Source organism: Pseudomonas sp. URMO17WK12:I12, from assembly GCF_000514395.1.
Lineage (GTDB): Bacteria > Pseudomonadota > Gammaproteobacteria > Pseudomonadales > Pseudomonadaceae > Aquipseudomonas > Aquipseudomonas mucoides.
Map to the genome: position 1 here is coordinate 139,538 of NZ_AZVV01000016.1, position 10,978 is coordinate 150,515.

Sequence of the window (10,978 nt, forward strand, 5' to 3'; positions counted from 1 at the left end):
ACACTTGAAAATCGACTCACAACTTCACCTCTAACGCGCCGCCACTGACAGGTGCTGCGACGCTGTCACCCGTTAAACGGGCAATATCTTTGTGGTAGTGACACTTGGCGTAAAAGAACACCGCCGCGGCCGCGAGGCTGACCAGTGGCACCAGTTGAAACGCGGCATGCAGGCCGATCAGGTCGGAAACCCGGCCGGTAATGAATGGCCCCGGGGCCAGGCCCAGCAGATTATTGGCCAGGGTCAGCGTGGCAAATGCGGTGCCGTGCACCGAGTAATGGGTCAGGTTGGCGACCATCGCCCCGCTAGGGCCGGTGGTCCCGGTGGCAATCAGCATGCCCAGGCAGATCAACAGCAATTGCACGGGCCCCGCCTGCAGCGCGAACGCCGCCGACAAGAGCAGGCAACTGCCCAGGCAGAAGGCAATGGCCAGGCTGACTTTGCGCTCCGGTAAGTTGCGACACAGCCGGTCGCTAAGCATGCCGCACAGAATCATCCCCACACCGCTGCACAGCACAATGAGGGCAGCCAGCCCGCCTGCCTTGTCCGTCGGCATGTCGTAGTAGCGGTTCAGGTAGCTGGGAATCCACACCATCACCGTGCCGCCGACAAACAACTGCAAACCACTGCCGACATAGGTCGCTACTACCGAACGGCTGGACCACAGGGTGCGCAACGGGCGCAGGTCCTGCGTCCCCTGGTTCAGGGCCTGCGCCGCACGTTGCGGCGCAATGCGTGCTTCCTTGACGATGATCGGGTACAGCACCGCCAGGCACAGGCCGAACAACGCCATGCCGGCAAATGACCAGCGCCAGCCCAGCTTGGCGGCGATCGCGCCGCCCAGGGCCATGCCCAGCACAGCGCCGAACAAGCCGCCGGCCATGAACGCGCTGGCCAGGGTGGCTCGCATGTGTTTTGGGAATACCGAAATCACCACCGCGATGCCCACGCTGCCGTAGGCGGCTTCGCCGACGCCGACCATGAACCGGGCGATGAACATCTGCGGGTAGTCCTGCGCCAAGGCGCAGCCCAAAGTGGCCACGCTCCACAGCATCGCCATCAGCGCCAGGCTCTTGACCCGGCCGAAGCGGTCGGCCATCAGCGACAGCGGGAACGTCAGCAGGCCGACCATCAGGGCGACAATGCCACTGAGCAGGCCGAGCTGGCCGTCACTCAGTGCCCACTCGCTCTTGAGCAGCGGGAACACCGCATTGAGCACCTGGCGCGACATGTAATCGGAAATCAACATGCCGAAGGTCAGTGCAAAGACAATCCAGGCATATCTACGCGCAACGTTGACGCAACCAGCGTCATCATCGTCGGCGATTGGGTGAAAGGCCATGTAGCCTCCTCATGGGTTTTATTGTTGTTATCCAGCGGATGGCCTATACGGCGCTGCCTCCACTATTTTCAGTGACCTGAAGGTAGCTCTGGCGGGGCGTCCTGCACTAAGCTTCGCAGGACACACTCTTGTGAAATTGGGACAGCCCAGCATGTACACCCTGACCCGCAGTGCCAGCCTGACCCACTATGAGCAAGTGGCCCGCTCCGTAGGGCTGGACCCGTTTCGCATGCTGCGTCTAGCCAAGCTGCCAGCCAGTACCCTGGCCGATCCGAACATCATGATCAGCAGCGATTCGGTCGGCTGGCTGCTGGAAGAGTCGGCGCGCCTGTCTGGCCATGAGGCGTTCGGGCTGTTGCTGGCGCAATCGAGGCAACTGTCCAACTTCGGCATGCTCGCGCTGCTCATTCGCGAAGAGCCGACACTGCGCGCAGCCTTGCTGTCCTGCGCGCGTTACGCCCGGTTGCATAACGCCGGCGTGGAGCTGCGGCTTGAAGATGTCGGGGACCTGGTCCTGTTGCATATGGGTGTGAACATGCAGGGTCATCATGGCGTCTGGCGCCAGGCGATCGAACAGGCGACGGGGATTATCGTGCGCACCTTGAACAATCTCAGCGGCCAGACTTTCCGGCCAGTCAGGGTCAGCTTTACCCACGAGCGACCCACCAGCCTGGAAGTCCATCACCGCGTGCTGGGCACGGCGATCGAGTTTTCCCAGGAGTTCAATGCCATCGTTTGCCGCGCCCGCGATCTCGACGCGGCCATTCCCGCGGCAGACCCGACGCTGCATCGCGAAGTGAAGCGATCCCTGGACCTGCTGTTGGCCAACCTGCGCGACGAGCCGACGCAGCAGGTGCGCCAGGTGGTCAAGATGTTGTTGCCGGGCGGGCTGTGTTCCGTCGATGGCGTTGCCCAGCATCTCGGCGTGCATCGACGCACGCTGAACCGGCACCTCGCGGAGGAAGGGCAAAGCGTCACCACCATCATCAATGCCGTGCGTGCCGATCTCGCCGAAGAGTACCTGGCCAACAGCAAGCGCCGGTTATATGAGGTCGCCGAGCTGCTTGGTTTTTCCTCTGCCGGTGACTTTTCCCGCTGGTTCCGTGGCCAGTTTGGCCAGACGCCATCGAGTTGGGTCACAGCCTACCGAGAGAGCCAGGTGACACCCGGGTCACTCACCTGAGTAAGTGGAACGGGCGGTCCCAAGGGAGCGCGCCTGCGAGCGGACGACCTTGTCCCAATACGCTAATAAAATGTCCTGAAATGCACAGGATTGCCCGTGCCTGCCAATTAGGATAGGCGCGCGGCATCGCTGTCGGCTCCTGCCGCAGCCTCCCGCGGATTCACCTGTCCCACACCGCCGCAGCCAAAAAACTGGATCAACAATAACAAGCGCCGCCGTCACTCAAGGCATGGCTTTCACCTGTCACGCCCACGGCCCGGCCATAGACCAATTAAATGGAGACGCAATGCGAGTCGAACAACTGACCTGCGCCATCGGCGCGGAACTGCTCGATGTGAACCTGGGCGACGCAGTGCGCGATGACGACATGTTCAACGAAATTTACGCCGCACTGCTCAAACACAAGGTGCTGTTCCTGCGTGACCAGGATCTGGACAAACTTTCCCGTCGCGATCACGAGGCTTTTTCCCTGCGCATGGGGCAGCTCGAAACCCACCCGATGCTGCCCAGCCATCCCGAAGCGCCCGGCCTCGTGCAAATCTACAAGACCCCCGAGAACCCGGCGGACCGCTATGAAAATGCCTGGCACTGCGATGCCACCTGGCGTGAATCGCCGCCGATGGGCGCGGTGCTGCGTTGCATCGAATGCCCTCCGGTCGGCGGCGACACCATGTGGGCCAACATGGTGCTGGCCTATGACAAGCTGCCGGCGGACGTGAAACAGGAAATTGGCAACCTGATCGCCAGCCATAGCTTCAACGCCTCCTTCGCCGCCGCCATGCCCAGGGAAAAGCGCCTGGCGATGAAGGCGCAGTACCCGGATTCTGAGCATCCGGTCGTGCGCACCCACCCGGAAACCGGCGAGAAGGTGCTGTTCGTCAATGCCTACGCCACACACTTCGTCAATTACCACCGCGATGGCCGTGTCCGTTTCGGCCAGGATTACAACCAGGCCGGCGTCGACCTGCTCAAGTACCTGATCAGCCAGGCCTACAATCCTGAGTATCAGGTGCGCTGGCGTTGGAAGAAAAACAGCGTGGCGATTTGGGATAACCGCTGCACCCAACACTATGCCGTGATGGACTATCCGCCTTGCCATCGCAAGATGGAGCGCGCGGCTATTATCGGTGACACACCCTACTGATCAGTCAACCGGTTCAAACCCCAGAGACGCTGCTGGGCGTCTCCTTTGGGTCGATTTCTGCCTCACAAGAGGATCCCCCCTACGCTTGCAAAAATCGATCGGGCCGGCATGGACAAAGGGCACTGGACGCCTTGTCATCGATGATCTCCTCGCTGGCCAGACGTCCCACTGTCGCAGCCAAAGTAATTCCAGGGTGCATTGCACAAACGTAGACGCCACCCACTTTGGGTAGATAACCGATGATGGGGATGCCATCGGCAGGCATGGGCCTGAGTCCGACACAAGCCCGTTCCGGATCTATGGAAACAACACCATGGAGTTCGTTCTGGATTGTCTTGGCAGTTCGAAGCGCTATCGCAGCCGGCTGATTTTCCATGGCGTCGTCCAGGTAATCTTCTGCCGCCAGCAACGCATCATCCGAACTTTGCCTCACTTCCATTTCAGGGCTGGAGATGAGGGTGTGCACGAGGTTGGGTTGTGACTTGTAACGAATGAAAATGGCAGGCGAGGCCTCTATTGGCAGGGACACTCCAAGCATGTCTGTCAGTTTCGTGATGCCTGTCCCGGCTGCCAGTACGACAATATCGGCATCGAGGATGCCTATTGTTGTTTCGACTCCGGTCACCGTTGCACTCTGGGTTACAAAACCGAGCACTCGCGTCTGAGTGAGAATCTTCGCCCCATACGCCTGGGCACCTGCGATCAACGCATGCGTAGCTGCCACTGCGTCCAGCGCTCCTTCTTCAGCTGCATACAGAGCAGACTGGGGAGGGTTCTTGAGATTTGGTTCCAGGTCGAGAATCTGCGATCGAGACACCAGGTTTGCCGAAGCTTGGTGACCTGAGATCGGCAGCGCTCCAATCGCCATCACGCTGTAAGACAAGGCACCTGTCCATCTTATCTCCAGACCTGGCAGCTGCGTTTCGAGTCGGCGGTACTCCTTGATGGCAGAACCGCGCAGTTGCGCAATTGGGTCAGGTTCGGGGTGTGAGGCATTGAGCCAAGCGAATGAGCTGCCAGTCACTCCCGAAGCTATATCTTCAGCTTCTACCAAAGTGACATTCGCGCCTTTACCTGCCAAGTGATACGCCAATGACGCGCCAACGATGCCTGCACCAATGACAACGACTCGTTTGTCCTGACCATTTCCCATATCAACCTCCGTTCTGTCGATGTGCCGATGGTACGACAGCTGGATGATTTCATGACATGAGAACCTGATCGTTCAGCTTTTTGAGTGTCTGCTTCTGGCCGATTTCTGCCTGTCGCGACAGATCAAAATCGAACCAAAAGCGGACATTTTTAAGGTGATTTTTGATTCCTCATCGTCTTTCTCATTGCTGCCCTTCAATCAGGATTCATATCCGTTGTAGCGCTCAAATTGGAAGCTCCTAGGAAGTAAAACATTCCACCTGCAACAATGAAGAGCGCAAGCATGTAGAAGATGTAGTGGGGAGGCTGAGTCGCCAATACGATTCCGCAAAGCACTGGCCCCAGCGCCGCGCCGAGGTTGGACAGGTTTTGTGCTCCGTAATACATGCCGCGCAGGTTGTCCGGAGCGATTTTGTCGATGAACATGTACTCGGCGGGGAATACGATGATCTCGCCGACCGTAAAAATGGCTATCGAAATGACCCAGGGCAGGATAGAGGTCGACAGGGCAAAACCCGCCAACCCCATCATGAACATACTCAGTCCCGCGACCAGCCACAGATTCAGATGCCTGTGAGAGATCTTCCTGCCTATGGAGTATTGCAAACTGATCACCATCAGCGCGTTGGTCGCCACAACGATACTGATGATCTGATAGGTGGATTCTGGTGTCGTAGTGACCACCAGATACTGCGAGAGGTAAGCGGTGAACTGGCCAAAGACCACCGCACTTAGCAGCCCACCAATGGTGAAACACACCAACCGATAATCCTGGAGTAACAATTTTCCCACGGCCAGAAACGGTACTGGTATCTGAGCCGAATCGGTGGCGTTCAGGTCTCTATTGCCCCAAACGAAATAGATGAAGAAAAATCCTGCTCCCAGCCCGGCGGATAACAGGAATGGCAAGCTGATATCCAGTTTGGCCATGCCAGCGCCAAGAAACGGGCCGACGGCATACCCAATGTTGGTCAGCGTATATTTGATCGAGAAAACTTCGCTGCGATCAGTGACGGGAAGCAGGCTGCCAAATCCTGATTTAATCGCGATATCAATGACCGCATAAGCCAGGTTGATCAGTACCAGACAGCTGTAGAACAGCCAAAGTTCGCGAGCCAGAAACGTCCCGAGAAACCCCAGCGTGAACACGCCACTGAAGGCCAAGATCAGCCGGTAACTGGACATCTTGTCGACCAGAAAACCACCGTAAAGACTCAATAACGACCCAATGATCAGTGTGCTGCCTATAACCAGGCCGATATCGGCGACGCTTAAGCTGAAACTGCCGGAAAGGTAAATGACCAGATAGGGCAGTGTAATTGCTCGCGCCAGGGTCAATATAAGGGATGCCGAAAGCAGCAAATTTATTGTTGTCGGATAGTTTTTTAGCGTGGCCAGCATCCTTGCCTCATCGTTCAGCAGGTTGTTTTTCATGGTGTTCGGCAGTCGCATCGGGTTATGGATGCGCGGATCAAGCTTACTGGGGAATTGTGTTCTGATTTATGATGTTTTTTACCAGATCGAAAGAACTCAGTTCATGAATGCGGGGCGTCCATGTTTTCCTCCGAACGTTTAAAGGGCATTGATGTATTTGTCTGCGTTGCCGACTCCGGCAGCTTTAAAGGCGCTGCCGAGCGGATGAGTCTGACGGCTTCGGCAGTCAGCAAAGGAATCGCTCGATTGGAGAGCAGGCTTGGGACTCGGTTATTCCATCGAACAACTCGAAGCTTGTCACTGACGGATGCGGGGATTGCGTTCTATCGCACATGTAGAGGCGTGCTGGCTGAGCTCGAAGAGGCTGAGCTGTCCCTACTTGCCGAAAACACTGAACCTCGCGGCAGGATTCGCATTGACCTTCCAGGTGCATTCGGCCGCCTGCAGGCACTTCCGGTCATTCTGCGGTTTGCCCAGGAACATGCACTGCTGCTGCCGCACATTTCGTTTTCCGACCGTTTCATCGATCCTATCGAGAAAGGTGCCGATATCGTCGTACGCATAGGTGGTTCGGACGTTTGGCCCGCCACATTGGGGCACCGCTATCTGGGCAGTGAGTGGCATATCTTCTGTGCGTCTCCCGCATATTTGAGTAAGCACGGCACGCCCTTGACTGATCGCGACCTGGAACATCATCAGTGCATCGCTTACGGCTGGGCGGATGGAACGGTTAACCCTTGGAGTTTTTCAGGAAAGCATCCGGGCGAAATTGAACGCAGGGCTATAGGCGCAAAGTTCGTTGTGGGAGATGGCGAAGGTTTGGTAATCGCGGTATCGGCGGGATGCGGGATAGCACAGTTACCGTCATGGTTGATCAAACGTCAGCTTGAAGAGGGGACATTGGTTGAAGTGCTTCCCCAGTTGGCAACCGATGGCCAGGCGATCAATCTGATTTGGGTAAAGAGCCGTCAGGCGCTTCCCAAGGTCAGTGCATTATTGGAGGCACTTACCGCTGGTTTGGTGCCGTCTGCTAGCAAAACCCAATGACCGCTTCTGGCCGAAAGCAGCCATCCACTAACAACCTCTTTCGACCAAAGCTGAAGTGGCCAGCTTGGGGAGCAGACATTCAAGGTCTGGCCTAACCCGGCGCTACGCGGCTTTTCGCCCGGCGCGCCATATTGATCGATACGTTAAGCCCCAGGCTTCAGATGCGCCTAAGTGTCAGCGAAACATCTTCCCTCGTTTCCAACCCCAATACTCCAATCGGCAGCGTGACGTCTGAAGCTGACGCGCCGGCAATCCGAGCGGTATTAATAAAATAAAAACTACCTGTTCTGCGCCTGAACGTCGCGATGGAGTTCGCGCGACTTCGCACATGACTCGGTTTTCTGATCTGGCTCAACGTATCTACCGTACCTGGGCGTAGTGTTTGCAATAACGTTTCGTAGACACGGCGGAAATGGGTGCTTACGTCCTTTACGGTTTTCAGTGTGTTTTTGAGATGTTTTTGCCTTTTTCATACTTTAAAGGGTGTCCGATGAAAACCTCATATTTCGTAGCAACGACAATCCTCGCCGCAGGCTTGTCTGCCCTTGCATCTCCCGCCAACTCGCAGACACTCGAAAAAATTGCCGACAGTAATAAAATCACCGTGTCTTACCGGGAGGCATCGATACCTTTCAGCTACTTGATCGGTCCTACCGAAGCGGTGGGTTTCTCAGTCGATTTAACGGATGCCATCGTTGATGATGTGCGCAGGAAGCTCAAGAGGCCGAACTTGGAAGTGGCTTACATTCCTGTGTCTTCGCAAACCCGCATTCCGTTGCTGGTTAATGGCACATACGATCTGGAGTGCGGATCCACCACCAACAACGCTGCGCGTGGCAAGGACGTGGCTTTTGCAATTAGTCATTTCTACACCGGCACGCGTCTATTGACCAAGAAGACCTCCGGCATAAAGAACTACGCCGATCTCGCAAAGAAGACGGTCGCCAGCACCGTCGGCAGCACGAACGAGAAGGTTCTCCGCCAATACAGTGCCGACAACAATCTAGACATACAGGTCGTCTTGGGCAAAGACTATGACGACTCCTTGGCGCTGGTTGAAAATGATCGTGCCGTGGCGTTTGCCATGGACGATATTCTGCTGTTTGGCCTCATGGCGAACTCCAAAAATCCCGATTCGTACGAAGTCGTGGGTGATGCGCTGCAAGTCGAACCCTACGGCTGCATGCTTCGCAAAGATGATCCTGAATTCAAGCAATTGGTCGATGGCACCATCACCCGCCTCATGGAGTCGGGCGAATTCGCAAGGCTGTACACCAAGTGGTTTCAATCACCGATTCCTCCAAAAGGAATGAATCTGAATATGCCGATGAGCGAACAGCTCAAAGCCAATCTCAAGGCCCGCAGTGACAAACCAGCGCTGTAAAGCTTGACGAGTACCTGAGCAAATGACACAGAAGTCCGATTTGACTCGGTCATTGCGAGCAGCTGCCGGCTCCACATCGCATTGGGTTGGCACTAAGGCTCGTTGAGAGCGGTTCCAGCCGCAAACTCAGATTAGAGTGGGCTCTATTCACCTAATTGAGTACAAAGCCGATCGGTTGCGTAATCTCATACTCGCGGGACTTTACTTAAACGGTGGGAGGCAACTCCCGTGTCATGTGCGGTAAAGACGTGCGTGGCGAGCTATCCGGAATAGCCAGCGTCGCACGTAACCCGCCTTCCGGTCGGTTGACCAGCGTGATGTGTCCGCCCAGCCGGGTCGCGATGGTGTTGACGATGGTCAGCCCCAGTCCCGCGCCCTGGACATTGCCGCGACTGTAAAACCGTTCGAACAACCGCTCGCGGTCCGCTTCATCAATGCCAGGGCCCTGATCCTCGACACTCAGCAAATAGAAGCCATCGGCCTGACCTAACTGCACGGTGATCACGCCTTTATCAGGGGAGAAATTTACCGCGTTGCTGATCAGGTTGTTCAGTGCGATGTCGATGGCGGCAGCGTCGGCCACCACTTTGAAGGGGCGGTCCTGGACGTCGAAGGCCAGCTCAAGATTTTTACTCAGTATCCAGGGCGTAAGCTGAGCCAGGCTGCCGCGCACAATTTCGGCCAGGTCGATCCCGTGCTGCAGCGGCGCCATGGCTTTGGGTTCCAGGCGAGCCATGGTCAGCAATTGATTGACCAGGCGGCTGGTGCGGTCGACGCCGGCGATCAGAAACTCCAGCGAGTCACGGCGCTCTTCTTCGGTGCCAGCCTCCAGCAGATTTTGCGCATGGACCCGCAGCACCGCCAAAGGCGTGCGCATTTCGTGGGCGGCATCGGCGATGAAGCGGTGTTCGCGGGCCAGCACTTCCTGAATCTGCGCCAGCATGCGATTGAGCGCTGCTTGCATCGGCTCCAGTTCACTGGGCAGCGGGGTCAGTTGCAACGGTTCCAGCGAGCCGCTGTGCCGTGCCCGCAACGTCGCCGCCATGTTTTCCAGCGGCTTGAGGCCCCAGCCGATAGCGATCCAGATCAGCACCGCCAGAATCAAGCTGCCCAGCACATTGGGCCACAAGGTATGGCGCATGATCCGATCCACCAGGTCCGCGCGCACGTCGTCCCGTTCGCCGACCCAGATTTTCAGCTCGTTCTGTTTGTCATCCAGCAGGAACGCGCGCCAATGGCGATTGTTCAGGTCGACCACATCACTGAAACCGGGTGTTGCTGGCGGTGTGCTGAAAGAGGGCGCGCTGGCCGTATGTACCAGCACTTCGCCGTGACGATTCCAGACCTGAAACGCCAGTTTGGTTTCATAAGGATGGCCGTCGACCCTGGGGTCTGCTTCGCCCAAGGCTTTATTGAAGGCCTGATACAGGTCGGCGTGTTCCTTGTTGGCCAAGGGCATGCGCATCACGCCTTGCAACAGCCGGGCGTTTTGAGCCAGTTGGGCATCATAGACTTCGGCGATTTCATGATTGCTGTCGTGCAGATTGAACAGGCTGATCACCGCGACGCCGACCAGCATCAGGCCAATGATGAGCGTGAGGCTGCGGCGTCGAATCGACGTCATCGACGCTCCTCCACCAGATAACCGACACCGCGAATGGTGCGGATCAGGTCGGTGGAGAATTTTTTGCGCAAGTGGTGGATATGCACTTCCAGGGTGTTGCTTTCGGCTTCCTCGCTCCAGCCATACAACAACTGCATCAGGTGATCGCGGGTCATGACCCGGCCTGGCGGCGAGAGCAATTCGTGCAGCAGCTGATATTCCTTGGGCGTCAGTGCTACCGGTTCGCCGTGATAACTGACTTGCTGGGTGCCAGGGTTCAGGCTGATGCCGGCGTGCTCGATCAGCATTTGCGCGCGCCCGACACTGCGGCGCAGCAGGGCCCGCAAGCGCGCCTTGAGTTCTGCCAGGTCAAAGGGCTTGATCAGGTAATCGTCGGCCCCGGCATCCAGCCCGGCAATGCGGTCTTCGGTCGCGTCGCGCGCGGTGAGGATCAGCACCGGCAGGTTGGAACCGCTGTCACGCAAGCGCCGTAATACCTCAAGCCCGTCCATGCGCGGCAGACCGAGGTCGAGCACGGCCAGGTCAAACGTTTCGCTCAATAGCGCGTGCAAGGCGCTGGCACCATCCTGTAGCCAATCGACGGTGTAACCCTCGCGGCCCAAGGCCTGATGGATGCCCTCGCCGAGGGCAACGTCGTCCTCGATCAGTAATAAGCGCACACGAACTCC

General features: G+C 57.3%; 9 protein-coding genes. 4 read left to right on the plus strand and 5 right to left on the minus strand.

Translation table 11 applies throughout. The features are described from left to right. Positions 1–16: 16 nt before the first annotated feature. Complete coding sequence (locus tag D882_RS0122595; protein WP_027925340.1) at positions 17–1,342, minus strand: MFS transporter; 1,326 nt, start codon at positions 1,340–1,342, stop codon at positions 17–19. A 151-nt stretch (positions 1,343–1,493) separates the two neighbouring features. Here D882_RS0122595 and D882_RS0122600 point away from each other — a divergent pair, with 151 nt between their 5' ends. Beyond that, a complete protein-coding gene (locus D882_RS0122600) occupies positions 1,494–2,525 on the plus strand; it encodes an AraC family transcriptional regulator (protein WP_032833639.1) in 1,032 nt (343 codons plus the stop codon). Positions 2,526–2,811: 286 nt separating this feature from the next. Beyond that, positions 2,812–3,669, plus strand: coding sequence for a TauD/TfdA family dioxygenase (locus tag D882_RS0122605; protein WP_027925342.1), 858 nt, complete (start codon positions 2,812–2,814; stop codon positions 3,667–3,669). A 79-nt stretch (positions 3,670–3,748) separates the two neighbouring features. On the opposite strand, the gene D882_RS0122610 is transcribed toward D882_RS0122605, so the two are convergent. Then, positions 3,749–4,822: an FAD-binding oxidoreductase gene (locus tag D882_RS0122610; protein WP_027925343.1), complete on the minus strand. Its 1,074-nt coding sequence runs from the start codon at positions 4,820–4,822 to the stop codon at positions 3,749–3,751. A gap of 194 nt (positions 4,823–5,016) precedes the next feature. Next, on the minus strand, positions 5,017–6,222 hold the full coding sequence (locus D882_RS0122615; protein ID WP_027925344.1) for an MFS transporter: 1,206 nt from the start codon (positions 6,220–6,222) through the stop codon (positions 5,017–5,019). A 153-nt stretch (positions 6,223–6,375) separates the two neighbouring features. Here D882_RS0122615 and D882_RS0122620 point away from each other — a divergent pair, with 153 nt between their 5' ends. Continuing rightward, complete coding sequence (locus D882_RS0122620; protein WP_027925345.1) at positions 6,376–7,302, plus strand: LysR family transcriptional regulator; 927 nt, start codon at positions 6,376–6,378, stop codon at positions 7,300–7,302. Between the two features lie 412 nt (positions 7,303–7,714). After that, positions 7,715–8,686 carry a transporter substrate-binding domain-containing protein gene (locus tag D882_RS0122625; protein WP_256218463.1) on the plus strand — a complete coding sequence of 324 codons (972 nt, stop codon included), beginning with the start codon at positions 7,715–7,717 and terminating at the stop codon, positions 8,684–8,686. Positions 8,687–8,891: 205 nt separating this feature from the next. Here the strand turns inward: D882_RS0122625 and D882_RS0122630 are convergent, their stop codons facing one another. Together D882_RS0122630 and D882_RS0122635 are read right to left on the minus strand one after the other, a co-directional pair. Continuing rightward, positions 8,892–10,310 (minus strand): ATP-binding protein, encoded by a 1,419-nt coding sequence (locus D882_RS0122630; RefSeq protein WP_027925347.1) that lies wholly within the window; start codon positions 10,308–10,310, stop codon positions 8,892–8,894. Next, the gene (locus D882_RS0122635; protein WP_027925348.1) at positions 10,307–10,969 is read right to left on the minus strand and encodes a response regulator; all 663 of its coding nucleotides are present in this window, start codon (positions 10,967–10,969) and stop codon (positions 10,307–10,309) included. The genes D882_RS0122630 and D882_RS0122635 overlap by 4 nt, the downstream gene beginning before the upstream one ends. Between the last annotated feature and the right edge of the window lie 9 nt (positions 10,970–10,978).